This is a genomic window from Simiduia agarivorans SA1 = DSM 21679, from assembly GCF_000305785.2.
Taxonomy (GTDB): domain Bacteria; phylum Pseudomonadota; class Gammaproteobacteria; order Pseudomonadales; family Cellvibrionaceae; genus Simiduia; species Simiduia agarivorans.
In genome coordinates, this window is record NC_018868.3 from 372,445 (window position 1) to 390,232 (window position 17,788).

The following is a 17,788-nucleotide window of genomic DNA, read 5'->3' on the forward strand; positions in this document are numbered from 1 at the left end:
CGCTGATATTTGAAGCTTTTGCAGAAAACTGCGAAGCAGCCATGCGAAAGTGGTGAAATTGGTAGACACGCTGGATTTAGGTTCCAGTGCCGCAAGGCGTGAGAGTTCGAGTCTCTCCTTTCGCACCATTAATTATGATTTATCCGGATGCGGGTCATCCGCCCTGAGTTCACGAGGACAAAGATGCAGGTTTCCATCGAAACGACTTCCGGCCTTGAGCGTCGCCTGACTGTTGGCGTTCCTGCCGAGCAGATTGATACAGAAGTCAATAAGCGCTTGCAGCAGGCTGCTAAAAGCGTGCGCATTAATGGTTTCCGCAAGGGCAAGGTGCCGTTGAAGGTCGTTAAGCAGCGCTTTGGCGCCGGCGTTCGCCAGGAAGTTCTGGGCGAAGTGATGAGCCGCAGTTTCTACGAAGCTGTGCAGAAAGAATCCGTTAAGCCAGCCGGTCAGCCCGCCATTGAGCCTAAGCAAATGGAAGAGGGCAAAGATCTAGAGTTCGTGGCCACTTTCGAAGTGTACCCCGAAGTTGCATTGGCCGATTTTGCCGATCTGGAAGTGACTCGCCTGCAGGCCGAAGTGACTGATGCCGATGTGGACAAAATGATCGAAGTGCTGCAGAAGCAGCAGGCAGAGTGGGAAGACACCAAGCGCAAAACCAAAAAGGGCGAGCGCGTAAACATCGACTTTGAAGGTACCATCGACGGTGAGGCTTTCGAGGGCGGTTCTGCCAAAAACCAATTTCTGGTACTGGGCTCCGACTCAATGATCCCGGGCTTCGAAAAGGGCCTGATTGGCTGCAAGACCGGTGAAGAACACGTGCTCGACCTGACCTTCCCCGACGACTATCACGCCGAAGAATTGCGCGGTAAGGCCGTGCAGTTCAAAGTGACTGTGAACGGTACCTCAGCGCAGAAGCTGCCCGAGCTGAACGACGAATTCTTCGCCAAATACGGCGTGGAAGAGGGTGGTCTGGAAAAATTCCGCGAGGAAGTTAAGGCCAACATGGCGCGCGAGCTGAAAAATGCCCAGCAATCCAAACTGAAAACCCAGGTAATGGATGCGTTGGTTGCCAAGCACGAGCTGGATCTGCCAAAAGCCCTGGTTCAGTCTGAAATTGGTGCCTTGCGCAATCAGATGATTCAGCGTTTTGGCGGTGCCCAGAATGCGCAATTGGATTTTGCTTCCATCCTGCCAGACGACATGTTCAAAGAGCAGGCCGAGCGTCGTGTAAAGCTGGGCCTGGTAGTGGGCGAGCTGGTAAAAGCCAACGAAATCAAAGTGGATGCCGATCGCGTTCGCGGCATGGTAGAAGAGCTGGCCTCGACCTATCAGGAGCCCGAAGAAGTGATTCAGCACTACATGAGCAACCGCGACCTGCTGGCATCAGTTGAGTCGGCGGTACTGGAAGACCAGGTTGTGGACTTCCTGCTGGCCAAAGGCAAGGTGGTTGATCAGGAAAGCACCTACGATGACGTGATCAAACCGGCGGAAAAAGACGCCTGATTACGCAACGTTAATACATTTCCGAAGCCGCGACGTAAAAACTCGCGGCTTTCTTTTCTCGGCTATGCTATTGATGCTAGCGAACAAGCCGCGCTCAGGGTAAGCTGAGCCCAGAACTGCATCGCCTGTTTTGGTCAAAAAATAGTCGATAGCCACGGATTTCCGGAACTAAAAATAAGGATTTAGTATCCCAATGGCAAAAATTGATACTGCCCCCGAACTCATTACCAACAGCTTAGTGCCTATCGTGGTGGAGCAGACTGCCCGCGGTGAGCGCTCCTACGATATTTATTCACGCCTGCTGAAAGAGCGGGTGATATTCCTTGTGGGTCAGGTAGAGGACCACATGGCCAACCTGGTGGTTGCGCAATTGCTGTTTCTGGAGGCAGAAAATCCGGACAAGGATATTCATCTCTACATCAATTCTCCCGGTGGTTCAGTGACGGCGGGCATGTCGATTTACGACACCATGCAATTTATTAAGCCAGACGTAAGTACCATGTGTCTGGGGCAGGCCTGTTCCATGGGCGCTTTCCTGTTGGCCGCCGGCGCGCCGGGCAAGCGCTACTGCTTACCCAATGCCCGCACCATGATTCACCAGCCCAGCGGTGGTGCTCAGGGGCAGGCCAGCGATATTCACATCCAGGCGCAGGAAATTCTCAAGATCCGCGAGCGCCTGAATACCCTGATGGCAGCGCATACCGGGCGCAGTGTCGAGGAAATTGCCCGCGATACCGAGCGTGACAATTTCATGAGCGCTGAAGAATCCATGAAGTATGGGCTTATTGATAAGGTGCTGAGCAACCGCCCAGGCGCTTGATCCATAACCCGTTGGGGTGCATTGGGCTTGAAATATCGGGCTAAAGCTTGCATCTTGTAACCTATTAGACGTTGTATTGGAGTGGGTCGATGACCGATCGCACAAAAGAAGGCGGAGAAGACAACGGGAAACTGTTGTATTGCTCTTTCTGTGGCAAAAGTCAGCACGAAGTGCGCAAACTGATTGCCGGACCTTCTGTGTTTATCTGTGATGAGTGCGTGGATCTTTGTAACGACATTATCCGCGAAGAAATCCAGGAAGCCGTATCCGAGGGTGATAGCAGTAAGCTGCCGACGCCCCAAGAGATATCTGAGACGCTGGATCAGTATGTTATTGGCCAGAAAGTGGCTAAAAAAGTGTTGGCGGTCGCGGTTTACAACCATTACAAGCGGCTGCGCACCAGTGATAAGGGTGGTAAGGACAAGGAGCCTGTCGAGCTCGGCAAAAGCAATATTCTGCTCGTGGGGCCTACCGGAAGCGGTAAGACACTGCTGGCTGAAACGCTGGCCCGCATGCTGAACGTGCCCTTTACCATCGCCGATGCGACCACGCTGACCGAAGCGGGGTACGTGGGTGAAGATGTCGAGAACATCATCCAGAAGTTGCTTCAGAAGTGTGACTACGATGTCGAGAAGGCCCAGCAGGGCATTGTCTATATCGATGAGATCGACAAAATCTCGCGCAAATCCGACAACCCATCAATCACCCGCGATGTGTCCGGTGAGGGCGTCCAGCAGGCGCTGCTGAAGCTGATTGAGGGTACCGTCGCCTCTGTGCCGCCTCAAGGTGGTCGCAAGCACCCGCAGCAGGAGTTCCTGCAGGTCGATACTGCCAATATTCTGTTTATTTGTGGTGGTGCTTTCGCTGGACTGGACAAGGTTATCCGCGACCGGTCCGAGAAGGGGGGTATTGGGTTCGGTGCCGAGGTCAAGAGCAAGGATGACAAGCGCAATGTGGGTGAAGTCCTGCGCGATGTCGAGCCGGAAGACCTGGTGCGTTACGGTCTGATCCCCGAGTTTATCGGTCGTCTACCGGTCATCGCCACGTTGGAAGAGCTCGATAAGGACGCGCTTATCACGATTCTGACCGAGCCACGCAATGCCCTTACCAAGCAATACAGCAAACTGTTTGAAATGGAAGGCGTAGAGGTGGACTTCCGCCCGGACGCGCTGTCGGCTGTGGCCCAGAAAGCCATGGATCGCAAAACCGGCGCGCGCGGCCTGCGCTCCATTATGGAAAACGTTCTGCTCGACACCATGTACCGGATTCCGTCCGAGAAAGGCGTGAGCAAGGTGGTTGTGGACGAAAGCGTCATCAAGGGCGAATCCGAGCCCCTGTTAGTCTATGAGTCCGCCGAAAAGCCGGCCAAGGTCGCGCCTCAGGACTGACTTTTTATAATGTGCTGGAATATCAGCCTGTTCGTTCAAAAAAGGAGCCTTAAAGGCTCTTTTTTTGCCTTAAAGTGGCTGCAACGCTTGTAAAAGCGAGGTTTCGCCCCCACTCTTGAAGCATTCCCAGACAAATCGGGCCCGGCGCCTAGACCCGGACCCAAGGTATACGAGGCTCCCATGGATTCTGATGTAAACGTGGTCAATGCCACTGAATTGCCCCTGTTGCCCCTGCGTGATGTGGTGGTTTATCCCCACATGGTGATTCCCTTGTTCGTTGGTCGGGCCAAGTCCATTGAAGCGTTGGAGGCGGCCATGTCCGCCGACAAACAGGTACTGTTAGTGGCCCAACGCAACGCGGCTGACGACGAGCCGGATGCGAAAGACCTTTACAGCATAGGGACGGTGTCCACCATTCTGCAATTGCTGAAGCTACCCGACGGTACCGTTAAGGTGTTGGTGGAGGGCGGTGAGCGCGCCCAGCTGGATACGATTACCGACATGGGCGACTACTTCCAGGCGTCAATCACACCTTTGGCTGCTGAAGATGTTCCGGAGCGTGAAGCCGAGGTGCTTCTGCGCAGCGCCATGTCTCAATTTGAGCAGTACGTGACCCTGTCCAAGAAGGTGCCTGCCGAGGTGATGACATCGCTGTCGGGCATTGATGACCTGGGGCGTCTGGCCGATACCGTTGCTGCCCATATGTCGCTTGAGCTCGCGCAAAAGCAGGAAATCCTGGAAATGGTGTCCGTGCGGGAGCGATTGGAGCATTTGCTGGGGCTGATGGAAGCGGAAATTGACCTGTTTCAGGTGGAAAAGCGCATTCGCGGCCGGGTCAAAAAGCAAATGGAGAAAAGCCAGCGCGAGTATTACCTGAACGAGCAGATGAAAGCGATCCAGAAAGAACTGGGTGACATCGGCGAAGAAGGTAATGAATTTGACGACCTGGAAAAGAAAATCGCCGATTCCGGTATGCCGGAAGATGCCGCGAAAAAGACTAAGTCAGAATTGGCAAAGTTGAAAATGATGTCGCCCATGTCTGCCGAGGCATCGGTGTTGCGGTCCTATATCGATTGGATGGTGAATGTACCCTGGACCAAACGTTCCAAAGTGCGTCACGATCTCGAACGTGCGGAGCAGATTCTGGAAGCGGATCATTACGGTCTGGAAGAAGTTAAAGAACGTATTCTTGAATACCTGGCCGTGCAAAAGCGGGTGAAAAAAGTCAAAGGACCCATCCTGTGTCTGGTGGGCCCGCCCGGTGTCGGTAAAACCTCTTTGGGTGAATCCATCGCACGTGCCACCAACCGCAAGTTCGTGCGCATGGCATTAGGCGGCGTGCGCGATGAAGCGGAAATCCGCGGCCATCGCCGTACCTATATCGGTTCGCTGCCCGGTAAATTGGTTCAGAAAATGTCCAAGGTGGCGGTCAAGAACCCGCTGTTCCTGTTGGATGAAATTGACAAGATGGGCATGGATCACCGCGGTGATCCGGCCAGTGCGTTGCTGGAAGTGCTCGATCCGGAGCAGAACAGCAAGTTCAACGATCATTATCTGGAAGTCGATTACGATTTGTCGGACGTGATGTTTGTGTGCACATCTAACTCCATGAACATTCCAGGTCCATTGCTCGACCGTATGGAAGTGATCCGCATCCCGGGTTACACCGAAGACGAAAAGCTCAATATTGCCAAGCGTTACCTTGTGCCCAAGCAAATGAAGGCCAATGGTCTGAAAGAGCAGGAAATGAAGGTAACCGACGACGCAATCCTCGGCGTGGTGCGCTACTACACCCGTGAAGCGGGCGTGCGTGGACTCGATCGTGAGATCGCCAAGCTGTGCCGGAAAGTAGTTACCGAACACGTAAAAAACAAGTCGGTAACCTGCGTCACGGTCGACGCGGAATCGTTAGAAAAATATCTGGGCGTAATGAAATACGACTTCGGTCGCGCCGATCAGGAAAACCAGATCGGCCAGGTGACCGGACTGGCGTGGACTCAGGTGGGGGGCGAATTGCTCACCATTGAATCGTCTGCGGTGAAGGGCAAAGGCCGTATGGTAAAAACCGGTTCTTTGGGCGATGTGATGCAGGAATCGATTCAGGCGGCATTGACCGTTGTGAAGAGCCGCGCGCAGGCCCTGGGTATCGCACCTGATTACCATGAGAAAACGGATATTCATATCCATGTACCGGAAGGCGCTACGCCAAAAGATGGTCCCAGTGCCGGTATTGCCATGTGCACAGCGTTAGTGAGTGTTCTGACCAATATTCCGGTGAAAGCCGAGGTGGCCATGACCGGTGAAATCACTCTCAGAGGTGAAGTGTTGCGAATTGGCGGCTTGAAGGAAAAGTTGTTAGCGGCGCACCGTGGTGGTATCAAGACCGTTATCATCCCGGCGGATAACGAGCGTGATTTGAGGGATATTCCCGATAATATCAAAGCAGATTTGCAGATTGTGCCTGTCAAATGGGTCGATCAGGTGTTGGAAGTCGCATTGGCGGATATGCCCAAGCCCTATACCGATGAGGAATATCAGGCGCTTGAGCAAGCCGCTCAGGAAACCAGCAAGCGAATCAGCACGCATTAATGGCGGTTAAAAATCATTCAAACTGGCGAGCCTGTGCTCCAATCGGCAAAAAACAGCCGAATGTGCTGCAGGCCGCGTCATTTCTGCGATTCACGCCTTGACCCTGCTCAGTTCAGTTGGTATAAATCGCAGTTCATTACGTGATGAAAGGCGGTAGTCGGCAAAAGCCGGTAGGTTTGTGTAATTGCGTAGCACGTTGATTTTTGGCTGTGACAGTTTTCGTAGTAAAAATTGGAACTTGCAATAATAAAAGGGGTTTAGTGTGAATAAATCTGAATTGATCGAAGCGATTGCTGCTTCTGCGGACATCCCAAAGGCTGCCGCCGGTCGTGCACTCGATGCAATGGTTGACTCAATCACTGGTGCGCTGAAGCAAGGTGATCAGGTTGTTTTGGTAGGTTTTGGTACCTTCGCAGTGAAAGATCGTGCAGCGCGCACTGGTCGCAATCCGCAAACCGGTAAGGAAATTCAGATTGCTGCTGCTAAAGTTCCAGGCTTCAAAGCGGGTAAGGCACTGAAAGACGCGGTTAACGGTTGATGTAATCGCCGGCGCTTGCGGCTGTTGCCGCATTCGCAAGAAGGGCGCATCTCTGATGCGCCTTTTTCGTATAAGAGAACTTCATTTTTGTTTACACCGGTATGTTTCGAGCATGCCGATAAGAAAGCAGGGGAACACCATGCTGCAGAACTTCCGCGACAACCTGAAAGGTACCGTTGCGATCTTTTTGGTTGGGATTATCTCAGTACCGTTTATATTTTTTGGTGTCGATAGTCTTTTCACCGGTGGCGCACAAGCGGGTAAGGCGGCTGAAGTCAATGGCGAAGCCATTGCCAACACCGATGTTGAGCGAGCCATTCGCATTCAGCGCGATCAGATGACGCAGCGTTTTGGCGATCAATTGCCTGCCGACTTTTTATCCGATGAAAAGCTGCGTGGTCCTGCACTTGAAGGTCTGGTGGATCGTCAGCTGAAGATTCAGGCGGCGCGAGATGGTCGCATGACGGTGAGCGACAAGGTGCTCGATGATCTGATAGTGTCTGCACCGACCTTTCAGACCAATGGTCAATTCGATGCGCAGCGGTTTACCTATATGGTGCAATCGATGGGCTATACCCCTGCGGGCTACCGTGAAATGATCCGTCAGGAAATCATTGCCCAGCAGTATGGCAGCGCCGTCGCATTTTCCGGTTTTGTTACCGATCAACAACTGGCCGATTTCGTAAAAATTTCCGAGCAAACGCGCGATTTCTACTACGTGACTTTGCCCGTAGCCCCCGTGCTTGAAGCAACTGATGTGAGTCAGGACGAGGTGCAAGCCTACTACGATGCCAATCAGGCGCGCTTTCAGGAGCCGGAAAAAGTGGTTGCCAAAGTGGTCGAGCTGAATGTGGCCGATCTGGCGGCAAAGGTGGAAATTACCGATGCACAGGTTGCGGCCCAGTACGAACAGAACATGAAAGCGTTTGAGTCCGCACCGGTGCGCCAGGTGGCACATATTCTGGTGGAAGCCGAATCGGAAGATGCTGCCAAAGACAAGTTGGCAGAAGTCCGTGCGGCGCTGGATGCCGGCGAAGAGTTTGCCGAGGTTGCCAAGCGTTTGTCAGACGATATCGGTACCAAGGAGTTTGGTGGCGACCTGGGCTTCACATCCGGTGATACATTCCCTGAGCCGTTTGAGCAGGCAGTGGCTGCGTTGGCTGTCGGTGAGGTGTCTGCTCCGGTACAAACCGATGCAGGTTTTCACGTCATTAAGCTGATCGGCATCGACGAGGCCGAAAAGCCCAGTCTCGAAGAAGAGGCGCCTTTGATTCGTACGGCACTGGCTGATTCTACTGCTCAACAGCGATTTGTGGAGCTGCTTGAGGAACTCAAGGAGAAGGCCTATAACACGTCCGACATCAATGAGGTGGCTGAAGATCTGGCGTTAACCGTACAGTCATTTCCGCCATTCACCCGCAGTGGTGGTGAAGGTTTGGCAGCAGATCCGCGAATCGTTAAAGCAGCCTTCAGCGCAGACGTGCTGAAAGATGGTCATATCAGCCCCGTCATTGAGCTGAATGAGACCAGTGTTGCGATTGTAAGTGTAACTGAGCATATCCCCGCCGCGGTTAAACCGCTGGATGAGGTCAGCGATCTCATCATGGCGCAACTCAAAGATGAGAAAGCCAAAGCCGCACTGGCCGAACGTAGTGTGACTGTAATGGCCCGCCTGCAGGCCGGTGAAGATGTGGAAGCTGTGGCAAAGGACGCCGGGCTGGAGTGGCAGGTCAGCTACGGTGTGAAGCGAGCTGACGCCCGCTACGACCGCGCACTGCTGCAGCAGGTTTTCGATTTGCCGCGTGTGGATGACGCCCCGGGCTTTGGCCAGGTAACCGTTGCCTCCGGCGACCTGGTACTGGTCAAACTGACCAAGGTTGCGGATGGCAGTCTCGACCAGTTGCCGGAAGAACAGCGTCAGGCGCTCAAAAACCGGTTGGCCTATCAGTTGGCCGGCGCGGAAATGGCTGCTTTTGACGAAGCACTGAAAGCTTCGGCGGAAATCAGTATTTACTGATTTGCAGACCGAAAAAAAGCCCGCTTTTATCCGATAAAAGCGGGCTTTTTTTTAGGTTTGGCGTTTCCTGGCCGGCAAAAACGACTGTCTTGGCACGGCGTCCACCATGGCAGATCTCGTCAGTCCTGCTTTACCGCGACGATCAGGTCGCGCCGGATAGCGTTGTCCACCCGATGTATGAGTTGGTCGTAAGGCGAGTGGTGCAGCACCCGAAAACCCGTTGCCTGCAATGGTTCAGCCAGCGCCTGGCGGGAAATCAGGTGCGCGTTCCAGGCCAGTGCCAATACGCCGCCAGTACGCGTGACCCGGTGCCAGCCGGGGGCGGCGCTTGCGACCAACTCGACCGGATTGCGGCTGGTGTGTACCTGGCCTTTGTTGCCATGGGCAATGCCGTAGGGCAGGTCGCCTACCAGCAGGTCAAATTCATTGGGTTTACAAAATTCCGCCGCACGCAGTGTGTCGCCCTCAATGAGGCTCAGGGTCTGCGGGGATTGTGCGAGTGATTTTTTATCCCCCGCAAAACTGAACTGCTCTGCGAATACGGCTTCCTGTTTGTTTTTACCGGCCACCCGTTGGCGTTTGTGGGCATGCTTGATCCGCTCTTGTTCCAGGAATTTTTTGAAAAACACCTGGGTTTCATGTACTGAGCGTGACTCCAGCTCTATGCCGGTGGCGTGCATGCCCAGTGTGAGTGCTTCAAACAGGGTGGTGCCGCGACCCGCGACAGGGTCGAGCAGGCGCAGGGGGCGATCATCGACAGTGGGCTCCAACGCATAGCGCGCCATGTTGATCATCAGCCGGGTGAAATGTTCATTGGTCTTGCCTGCGTATTTCTGCAGGCTGCTGATTTTGTCTTCAATGAGGTGGGTATTGCCAAATGGCTCAGGAGTGAGCTGCTTGCCGTCAGTGGAAAAGAGAGCGTAACTGGCGGACAACTGGGCTATCGCCAGCCGGTCTGCTGCGTTGAGCGGCTCAGGGGTATCAAATTGAAGGTAACGAATGCCGGCCAGCTCACAGTCGGTGGGCGCAGGCCAGTGACGGGATTGGCACAATACCGACAGTTCCGCCGTCGCCATGCCAAGCGAGGCGTTGAAATAGACCCGGTTGTGTCCCGGGTCTTGCAGTATCAGGTAGCGTGGCATCGGTCCGGGCCTATTCTGCCAGGCCTCAGTTGACCCGGGTCACATCAACGAAGAGGGTGATTTTCTGGCCGGGGTGGATATAACCTTTGGTATCCATTTTGTTCCATTTGAGGATGTCGGATACGGTCAGATTGAATTTGCCGGCAATCCGGGCCAGCGAGTCGCCCCTGCGCACCCGGTAGTTGACCTTGCGGATTACCCCGTTGCTCTGGGCCGTCTTGTAGCTGGCCTGGGGATTCTCCGACCAGATCACCAGGGCCTGGCCGGGTTTTATCGGGTCTTTGGGTGCCATGCCGTTCCAGCGCGCAATATCGCGTACGCTGACGCGGTGCATGCTGGCAATTTTCCACAAGCTGTCACCGCGCTGCACGGTATAGGCGGACTTACTCGTGCCGGCTTTGCCTTTGGATCGGGCCTGTTTGGACTTGATGCGCTGGTCGTGGCTGTAGGCATAGCTGTCTACCGGTTGGCTGGCGACCGGAATGACCAGCGTTTGCCCCACCCGAATCGTGCTGGAGCTGAGGTTGTTGGCGGATTTGAGCGCGCTGACCGAGGTGTGGTGGCGCTTCGCAATCAGGTTCAGGCTGTCGCCTGAGCGCACTTTGTAGCTGGACCAGCTGACGCGCTCGGTGGCTGGCAGGTCATCCAGGTTTTCGACAAAGGTCTCAACCTTGTCCACCGGCAGCAGGAAGTGATAGGGGCCGTCGGGGTCAGTGGCCCAGCGGTTATAGCCTGGGTTCAGGTGGTATAGGTCATTCAGCTCCATACCGGCCAGCTCGGCGGCCTGAGCCAAATCCATCTGGCTGTCCAGATCAACCCGTTCGAAATAGGGCTGGTTGGGGATTTCGGCGAGCGTAATGCCGTATTGGTCCGGGTTTTTCACCAAGGTCGCCAGTGCCAGCAATTGGGGCACATAGGCACTGGTTTCGCGCGGCAGTTTCAGCGACCAGAAGTCCGTGGGTTTGCCTTTCTGCTTGTTGCGGCGGATGGCTTTGCGCACGTTGCCGCCACCGGTGTTATATGCCGCCAGAGCCAACAGCCAGTCGCCATCGAATTGGGCGTTCAGGTTGGTGAGGTAACGGATCGCGGCATCGGTTGAGGCTTCAATATCGCGGCGGCCGTCATACCAGTAATTCTGCTTGAGCCCGTAATGTTTACCGGTGCCGGGAATGAATTGCCAGATGCCAGACGCCCGGCCATGAGAGTAGGCAAAGGGATCAAAGGCGCTTTCCACAATGGGCAGCAGCGCTAATTCCAATGGCAATTCGTTGGCGTCCAGCTGCTCCACAATGTGGAACATGTAGCGGTTGGCGCGCTCCGATACCCGCTCCATGTAGGAGGTGTTGCGGGAATACCATTTGATGTAGGTTTCGACCCGTTCATTGGTCACGGTGTCCAAGGCAAAGCCCCCGCGCATCCGCTCCCATAGGCTGATGTGATCAGCCGGTGCAAAATTCGACCAGGCGTCGTCATCGACGGGGCAGTAGGCGTGGGAAACGGCGGGCGCCGGAACGGCGACCAATTGCGATTCAGTGGGGGTCTGGCTGCAGCCAAAAAGCAGCCCCGTGGCGGCCGCGAGGGTGGCCACGTACAAATTCTTTAAGCTCATTAATACCTGGAAGCGATTGCGAATCTGGGTGAATTTTAGGTGGCCGGAGGGAAGCCGGTCAACAAATGATCATAAAACCGGCGCACAATTATAGCTTTTTGCTTGATAAGGCTGCCTCAGCCCCGGAAGTTATCCTTCCAGCGGCGCAGTGCAGCCAGTGTTTCCAGGGCGTTTTGGGCGTCGGCTCCGGTCATGGCGTTCACCTGGCGCTGGATTGCGGGCTCATGAGCGCGCATAAACGGGTTGCTGGCCAGTTCATCTGCCAGGGTGGAAGGCAGGGTAGGTAACCCAGCTTCGCGCTGACAACGGGCACGCTGCAGGCGCTCATTGATGGCGGGGTTGTCGGGTTCGGCGGCCAGTGCAAAGGCCAGATTGGCCAGCGTGTATTCGTGCGCGCAACACACCAGTGTGGCGGGCGGCAGGGCGGCAAAGGCTGCCATGGCGTTCGCCAGCTGGTCGGGGGTGCCTTCAAACAGGCGGCCACAGCCTGCCGCAAACAGGGTGTCGCCACAGAAAAGCGCGCCCGGGTGGTCGTCAGCCGGTTCCAGGTAATAGGCAATGTGGTCGAGCGTGTGTGCCGGTACTGCAAGTATCTGCAGGGTCATATCGCCCAATGCGAGGGTCTGGCCACCGGCAACGGGGTCGGTTATGCCCTTGATCGGGCCCGGGCCAAACACCTGCAGCGCCGGCCAGTGTTGCTGCAGATCCGCGATGCCGCCCGTGTGATCGGCGTGGTGGTGGGTGATCAGCAGTCCCTGCAGCTGTTTGTTATGGCTGTTCAGCCATTGTCGGGCAGCCTCGCCGTCGCCGGGATCTACCAGCCAGACCTTGTCGTCGATCCCCAGCGCCCAGATATAGTTGTCCTGGAATGCCGGAATGGGCGTGATATGTAGCATGTGGACCTCAAACTGGTGTGCGCGCGGATTTTGTGCCCATAATTATACCTCCGAGCCTGCAGGATTCATCCCATGAGCTACCTGACGCCGCCCGAACGCTTCAAGCGCTTGCCTGGTCTGACCCATTGGGGTCGGGGGCTGCCGCCTCTGGGGGATGCCGTGCCCGCCATGGAGCGTTGGTTCCGGACGCCAGCGGGGCGGGAGTTGCTCAGCCGTGAGTTGGTGCAGGTGGACGAAGTCTTGTCCTGCCTGTTTGGCTACCACCTGTGTCAGATGAGCGTCTGCCGGGATCTCGAACTCACTGCCACCAGCCGGATTCTGCACCGGTTCAACCTGAACCCCTTGGGCGCCGACCCGGGCGGGCGGGGCCCCACTGCGCTGGCGCGACCGGAACAGCTGCCATTGCCTGCCGAATCCATTGACGTGGTCTTACTGCATCACATCCTCGAATTCGCCAACCAACCGCACCAGGTCCTGCGCGAGGCAGCGCGGGTGTTGATTCCGCGCGGGCACCTGGTGATTGTCGGTTTCAATCCCTGGAGCCTGTTGGGTATCTGGAAAACGCTCGCAGCCCTGGGCGGGCAGTCGCACTGGCGTTACCAGGCGCTCAGTGTCAGGCGCCTGTCCGACTGGTTGCGCTTGCTTGAAATTGAACCGACCAACCTGAGCCGGGGTTTTTATCGCTTGCCCGTGCAGGGGCAGCGCCTGTTGTCGAGTTTTGGCGGTTTTGATGATTGGTGCGAGCGCTGGCAATGGGCCGGGGGGGGCTTCTATGTGCTGGTGGCCCGCAAGGAGATTATTCCGCTCACACCCATCCGCCCACTCTGGAAAGCCCGCGAATTGATGCCCGGCCTGGGGGCCGTTAAGCGTTCGGTTCCGGCCAACCAGCGGGCACATAAAAACACCCACAGGAAAAATCCCCCCGATTAATCTGGTATTCTTCGCTCCTTGGTTTGAGGAGTCAGAGTGAAAAAGGTCGAGTTATTTACTGATGGAGCCTGTAAAGGCAACCCCGGACCGGGTGGTTGGGGCGTATTGATGCGTTATGGTCAGCAGGAAAAGGCCCTGTGCGGCGGCGAGCCGGATACCACCAATAACCGCATGGAACTGATGGCGGCCATCGAGGGGCTCAGGGCACTCAAGGAACCTTGTGAGGTACTGCTGACCACCGACTCGCAATACGTACGACAGGGCATCACCAGCTGGTTGGCCAACTGGAAAAAAAATGGCTGGAAAACCGCCAGCAAGCAACCGGTAAAAAATGCTGATCTGTGGCGCGCACTGGATGAACAGAATGGGCGGCACAAGGTCAGCTGGGCTTGGGTCAAAGGCCATGCCGGGCATCGAGAAAATGAAATCGCCGATAGCCTGGCCAATCAGGGTATCGAGCAAATGCAAAAGGTCTGATCGCCATGCGCCAGATAGTATTGGATACCGAAACCACCGGTCTGGAACCCGCGCAGGGGCACCGGATTATTGAAATCGGTTGTGTTGAACTCGTGAACCGCAAACTGACTGGTAGGCACTTTCACGTGTACATCAATCCCGACCGGGAAGTGGAGCAGGGTGCCATCGAAGTTCACGGTATCACCAATGAGTTCCTCGCAGACAAACCCAGGTTCCATCAGGTAGCCGATGAATTTCTGGCCTTTGTGCAAGGCGCAGAATTGGTGATTCACAACGCACCATTTGACGTGGGTTTTATCAATCACGAGTTCGCGTTGTTGGCAGATGGTAAACAGCCCATTGGTCATTATTGTGGGATTATTGACACCCTGGCCATGGCGCGTGCCAAGCACCCGGGTCAGAAAAATAATCTCGATGCGTTATGTAAGCGTTACGGCGTAGACAACTCCCAGCGCGATCTGCACGGCGCCTTGTTGGACTCGGAAATTCTTGCCGACGTCTATTTATTGATGACGGGTGGCCAGACCGATTTGTCCCTGTCTGCCGACTCGGAAGATAAAAAGGCCGGCGGGGTCACGGGTATCCGCCGTTTGCCGGCCGGGCGCAGGCCACTGACGGTGGTGATGGCGTCGGAGCAGGAATTGGCGCTGCACGAGGCCAAGCTTGATGGTATCGATAAAAAATCCGGTGGTGCTGTGTGGCGCAAGTCAGCGCAAGTTTCTCCCTCCTAACGACCGATCCTGATTTTTTCCTGATTCACAAAGCCCCGGGCGTTAACTTTCACACGGAAGGTGATGTCCCGGGCGTTGTTACGCAGGCAGAAGCGTTCCTCGGTGAATCCCTGTGGCCGGTTCACAGGCTCGATAAAATGACCTCGGGGCTGCTGTTGTTGGCCCGTTCGGCATCGGCCGCGGGCGAGTTCGGCCGTCTGTTTGAGCAGCGTGCCATGGAAAAATACTATCTCGCTATCGGGCGTGGTAAACCCAATAAAAAGCAAGGACTGATCGCCGGTGATATGAGTAAAGCCCGGCGGCGCGGTTGGAAACTGTTGCACGCTAAAGCGAACCCGGCCCTGACGCAGTTTTTCAGTGCGGCCTGTGGGGAAGGGCATCGGTTATTTGTATTAAAGCCTCACACCGGTAAGACTCATCAGTTGCGCGTTGCACTCAATAGCCTGGGTTGCCCCGTGGCGGGCGATGATATTTATGACGCCGCTCACGCCAGCGCGTATGACCGCGGGTATCTGCATGCCTGGCAACTGCAGTTTACCTGGCGTGGTCAGCCGCGCCTTTTCACCTGTGCGCCCTGCGCGGGTGAACGATTTGCCGGACCTGCCTTTGAACAGGCGCTGGCCGGTTTCGCATCGCCGGAAACGCTGCCCTGGCCGGCGCTGAAATATTCGGGAGTCAGTTTGTGATGAAATGGTTTGTGGCGCTGGTGTTGGCGCTGGGTTGTGCGCTTTGGGTGTTCCTGCGGGGGCCTGCGTCTGTTGCACCTTTGCCACCTGATCAACGTGAATTGGTCTCGGTTGCCTGTTGGTTTGAAACCGATCAGCGCTGGCCCGAACAGTGTTTTCAATTGCATGTGACAGATGCCGGTTTCGAATTTGAGTTGCCGTTAGTGGTATTGCCCGGCCGCATGGCGTCGGCGAATTCAGAAGCCTTGCTCTACCTCTCGGGCGGCCCCGGCGGCAGCGTGTTTATTTCATCCGATGACATCGACTATTGGCGAGGCCTGCAAGACCGGTTGAATGGCCCTTTGGATCTGGTCCTGGTGGATCGGCGCGGTACCGGTCTGTCGGCGCCATTGTTGCAATGTGATTTTGCCAGCCGCGAATACCGCCGGGCGTTGTCGGAAGATCTCAATGCGTTCGAAGAGAGCGGTCGCCTGTTTCAGGCCTATCAATGGTGTTTTGAACGCCAGTTGGCGCATGGGCCAGATGCACAAAAAGTGCCCCTGCAAACCCTTGGCACCCGTGCCGATGCAGACGATATTCAATCTTTACCAGCCTTACTGGGCTACGAGCAATGGCATTTATGGGGCGTGTCTTACGGCACCCGGCTGGCCATGCAGGTGGCCCTTGATCAACCCGCAGGCCTGACCAGCCTGGTATTGGATTCGGTCTACCCGCCAGGCTTTGGCAAAGCCGAAGAGTGGCCCGGGCTTATGCAGATGGCCATGCACCGGTTTTTTCAATGGTGCGACAATAATGCCTGTATAAGCGATACGGACATGAATGCGGAAACGGTGTTCCAGCAGGCGTTGCACCATCTCAGCCAATCGCCCCGTCGGCTGGAATTGCCCAGTTGGTATGGTGATGCCCCCTTTGTGTTGATGGCCAATGATCAGCGCTTTTTGCAAATCGTTTTTGGCGCTATTTACGACCCCTATCTCTGGCCGGACATCGGTGCCAGCGTGGGTGATATTTATCGCGGTGATTCATCGCCTGCTTTGCGTGGACTGGCTGAAAACTTTGTCAACAATGCGTTTGATCCGAGTTTTTCAGATTTGGTGTTTTACGCCGCGGAATGTAAAGACAACGCGTTGTCGGATCCCGATGCAATCGATACGGCAGTACAGCAGCATCCGCGCTACCAGCGTTACATGGAAGGCCTGGCGCAATGGGATGTGTGCCAATTGCCGTTGTTTGAATCCCTGCGCGGATCTGAATCCATGACGCTGGATAATCTGGCCCGGATCGAGCAGCCGGTATTGCTGATTGCCGGTGAGATAGACCCCATTACACCGGTGGAGTGGTTGGCGCCGGTGCGCGCGTTGCTTCCGCGCTGGCAGCAGGCCCTGTTCGCCAACGAAGGCCATGCGGTGGTGGCATCGAGTCTGTGTGCCGAACAATTATTGGCACAATTCATCCGTTCATCTGCGGGTTTTTTGACCAATTCCGATGAAAAGTGTACCGGCGAATCCTTTGTGTTGTCCCGTGCTGTTGATGCGTTTGCCTCGCCCTGATTTCCCGTTAGAATTGCCGCCTTTTTTCAATAGTCCGTAGCATGAAGTTAGTTGTAGCCATTCGCGAGCAGTCTGCCAGTAAAGCCCGGGATTATCTGGAGCGGCTGGGGGCTGAAATCATCAAGAGCCGGTTTGAAACGCAGGACCCGGCGCTGCGCAATCTGGTGGATGGGCTGGGTGCGCGCGGGCTTGAATTGGAGCGCGAAGGCACCAGCCTGTATTGGTACCTGGTGGCCTCGCCGCTGGCCGCTGAACATTGGCTGGCACACGAGTCGGTCGCTGTCTGTTTCACCCACGACTGGTTTCATCAGCAAGCCATGGGCATCCGCTACCTGAAGGGTATGGCCTATTGTGATGCGGCCGCGTCCTGGGCGGATTTTTTACCCTTTGATCAGTGTCCGGCAACGCAGCAGGCCTGTCAGGGCGATATCGATTGGCGCGGGTTACCGGTGATCAGTGCAGTTGCGCCAGATGCGGTTGTACCCGATGCAGTTGTACCCGATGCAATTGTATCTGATGCGGTGGAGCCGGTTGCCGACAAGGGCGGGCTCGAGGAGACGCGGCAGAAAGATGAGACTCGCCAGAAAAAAGTCCGCTCCGGGCGTCAGGCAATGGCGAGCGGGCTTTTACTTCCGGATGCCGCAGAGCCTTTGGCTGCGCCTTCGGAAACCGCAGTGGAGATTCAGGTTAAACCCGCGCGTAAGCTGTCGCTGAAAAAGAGCCGCGCTGGTGGGCCGACCGACGGTGCAGGTGATTCGTTGTCTACCGGTGCGTCTGAGCCCCTGAACACTGCCGCAAAGCCTGCCGTAAAACCGGTATCAAAAACACGCTCACGCAAGCCGCCAGCGCGTGAGCGGGAAGAGCAACTGGATCTGTTTGGCTAGCAGTGCTCGCCGCGCCTTTAAGGGGTTG

15 protein-coding genes and 1 tRNA gene are annotated in these 17,788 nt (G+C 55.8%); 13 read left to right on the forward strand and 3 right to left on the reverse strand.

The window, feature by feature from the left end; genetic code table 11:
• Positions 1–43 precede the first annotated feature (43 nt).
• From M5M_RS01720 to M5M_RS01750, 7 genes are all read left to right on the forward strand, one after another.
• Positions 44–128 (forward strand) — tRNA-Leu (locus M5M_RS01720).
• Between the two features lie 55 nt (positions 129–183).
• On the forward strand, positions 184–1,503 hold the full coding sequence (gene tig, locus M5M_RS01725; protein ID WP_015045738.1) for a trigger factor: 1,320 nt from the start codon (positions 184–186) through the stop codon (positions 1,501–1,503).
• A gap of 193 nt (positions 1,504–1,696) precedes the next feature.
• Positions 1,697–2,323 carry an ATP-dependent Clp endopeptidase proteolytic subunit ClpP gene (clpP, locus tag M5M_RS01730; RefSeq protein ID WP_015045739.1) on the forward strand — a complete coding sequence of 209 codons (627 nt, stop codon included), beginning with the start codon at positions 1,697–1,699 and terminating at the stop codon, positions 2,321–2,323.
• A gap of 89 nt (positions 2,324–2,412) precedes the next feature.
• Complete coding sequence (clpX, locus tag M5M_RS01735; RefSeq protein WP_015045740.1) at positions 2,413–3,711, forward strand: ATP-dependent Clp protease ATP-binding subunit ClpX; 1,299 nt, start codon at positions 2,413–2,415, stop codon at positions 3,709–3,711.
• Between the two features lie 180 nt (positions 3,712–3,891).
• Positions 3,892–6,300, forward strand: a complete 2,409-nt coding sequence (lon, locus tag M5M_RS01740) for an endopeptidase La (protein WP_015045741.1) — start codon at positions 3,892–3,894, stop codon at positions 6,298–6,300.
• 262 nt (positions 6,301–6,562) lie between these two features.
• The gene (hupB, locus tag M5M_RS01745; RefSeq protein WP_015045742.1) at positions 6,563–6,838 is read left to right on the forward strand and encodes a nucleoid-associated protein HU-beta; all 276 of its coding nucleotides are present in this window, start codon (positions 6,563–6,565) and stop codon (positions 6,836–6,838) included.
• 139 nt (positions 6,839–6,977) lie between these two features.
• Complete coding sequence (locus tag M5M_RS01750) at positions 6,978–8,855, forward strand: SurA N-terminal domain-containing protein (RefSeq protein ID WP_015045743.1); 1,878 nt, start codon at positions 6,978–6,980, stop codon at positions 8,853–8,855.
• A gap of 119 nt (positions 8,856–8,974) precedes the next feature.
• On the opposite strand, the gene M5M_RS01755 is transcribed toward M5M_RS01750, so the two are convergent.
• The 3 genes from M5M_RS01755 to gloB form a co-directional block, all read right to left on the reverse strand.
• Positions 8,975–9,997 carry a TRM11 family SAM-dependent methyltransferase gene (locus M5M_RS01755; RefSeq protein ID WP_015045744.1) on the reverse strand — a complete coding sequence of 341 codons (1,023 nt, stop codon included), beginning with the start codon at positions 9,995–9,997 and terminating at the stop codon, positions 8,975–8,977.
• Positions 9,998–10,022: 25 nt separating this feature from the next.
• Complete coding sequence (locus M5M_RS01760; protein ID WP_015045745.1) at positions 10,023–11,606, reverse strand: lytic transglycosylase; 1,584 nt, start codon at positions 11,604–11,606, stop codon at positions 10,023–10,025.
• A 116-nt stretch (positions 11,607–11,722) separates the two neighbouring features.
• Positions 11,723–12,502: a hydroxyacylglutathione hydrolase gene (gloB, locus tag M5M_RS01765; RefSeq protein ID WP_015045746.1), complete on the reverse strand. Its 780-nt coding sequence runs from the start codon at positions 12,500–12,502 to the stop codon at positions 11,723–11,725.
• 72 nt (positions 12,503–12,574) lie between these two features.
• Between gloB and M5M_RS01770 the strand changes: the two genes are divergently transcribed.
• Genes M5M_RS01770 through M5M_RS01795 form a run of 6 tightly spaced genes read left to right on the forward strand, consistent with a single transcriptional unit; the run spans position 12,575 to position 17,760 of the window.
• The gene (locus M5M_RS01770; protein WP_015045747.1) at positions 12,575–13,432 is read left to right on the forward strand and encodes a class I SAM-dependent methyltransferase; all 858 of its coding nucleotides are present in this window, start codon (positions 12,575–12,577) and stop codon (positions 13,430–13,432) included.
• A gap of 36 nt (positions 13,433–13,468) precedes the next feature.
• On the forward strand, positions 13,469–13,909 hold the full coding sequence (gene rnhA / locus M5M_RS01775; RefSeq protein ID WP_015045748.1) for a ribonuclease HI: 441 nt from the start codon (positions 13,469–13,471) through the stop codon (positions 13,907–13,909).
• A gap of 5 nt (positions 13,910–13,914) precedes the next feature.
• Positions 13,915–14,640 (forward strand): DNA polymerase III subunit epsilon, encoded by a 726-nt coding sequence (dnaQ, locus tag M5M_RS01780; RefSeq protein ID WP_015045749.1) that lies wholly within the window; start codon positions 13,915–13,917, stop codon positions 14,638–14,640.
• Positions 14,607–15,326 (forward strand): TIGR01621 family pseudouridine synthase, encoded by a 720-nt coding sequence (locus M5M_RS01785; RefSeq protein WP_016389161.1) that lies wholly within the window; start codon positions 14,607–14,609, stop codon positions 15,324–15,326. The genes dnaQ and M5M_RS01785 overlap by 34 nt, the downstream gene beginning before the upstream one ends.
• The gene (locus M5M_RS01790; protein WP_015045751.1) at positions 15,326–16,876 is read left to right on the forward strand and encodes an alpha/beta fold hydrolase; all 1,551 of its coding nucleotides are present in this window, start codon (positions 15,326–15,328) and stop codon (positions 16,874–16,876) included. The genes M5M_RS01785 and M5M_RS01790 overlap by 1 nt, the downstream gene beginning before the upstream one ends.
• Before the next feature lie 41 nt (positions 16,877–16,917).
• Positions 16,918–17,760, forward strand: coding sequence for a hypothetical protein (locus tag M5M_RS01795; RefSeq protein WP_015045752.1), 843 nt, complete (start codon positions 16,918–16,920; stop codon positions 17,758–17,760).
• Positions 17,761–17,788: the final 28 nt, after the last annotated feature.

What these genes read in the sequence shown, in the direction of transcription:
- M5M_RS01760 (WP_015045745.1), bottom strand. Translation starts at nt 11,606, where the DNA reads ATGAGCTTAAAGAATTTGTACGTGGCCACCCTCGCGGCCGCCACGGGG.
- M5M_RS01750 (WP_015045743.1), top strand. Translation starts at nt 6,978, where the DNA reads ATGCTGCAGAACTTCCGCGACAACCTGAAAGGTACCGTTGCGATCTTT.
- tig (WP_015045738.1), top strand. Translation starts at nt 184, where the DNA reads ATGCAGGTTTCCATCGAAACGACTTCCGGCCTTGAGCGTCGCCTGACT.
- M5M_RS01795 (WP_015045752.1), top strand. Translation starts at nt 16,918, where the DNA reads ATGAAGTTAGTTGTAGCCATTCGCGAGCAGTCTGCCAGTAAAGCCCGG.
- M5M_RS01790 (WP_015045751.1), top strand. Translation starts at nt 15,326, where the DNA reads ATGAAATGGTTTGTGGCGCTGGTGTTGGCGCTGGGTTGTGCGCTTTGG.
- gloB (WP_015045746.1), bottom strand. Translation starts at nt 12,502, where the DNA reads ATGCTACATATCACGCCCATTCCGGCATTCCAGGACAACTATATCTGG.
- M5M_RS01755 (WP_015045744.1), bottom strand. Translation starts at nt 9,997, where the DNA reads ATGCCACGCTACCTGATACTGCAAGACCCGGGACACAACCGGGTCTAT.
- dnaQ (WP_015045749.1), top strand. Translation starts at nt 13,915, where the DNA reads ATGCGCCAGATAGTATTGGATACCGAAACCACCGGTCTGGAACCCGCG.
- M5M_RS01770 (WP_015045747.1), top strand. Translation starts at nt 12,575, where the DNA reads ATGAGCTACCTGACGCCGCCCGAACGCTTCAAGCGCTTGCCTGGTCTG.
- clpX (WP_015045740.1), top strand. Translation starts at nt 2,413, where the DNA reads ATGACCGATCGCACAAAAGAAGGCGGAGAAGACAACGGGAAACTGTTG.
- lon (WP_015045741.1), top strand. Translation starts at nt 3,892, where the DNA reads ATGGATTCTGATGTAAACGTGGTCAATGCCACTGAATTGCCCCTGTTG.
- clpP (WP_015045739.1), top strand. Translation starts at nt 1,697, where the DNA reads ATGGCAAAAATTGATACTGCCCCCGAACTCATTACCAACAGCTTAGTG.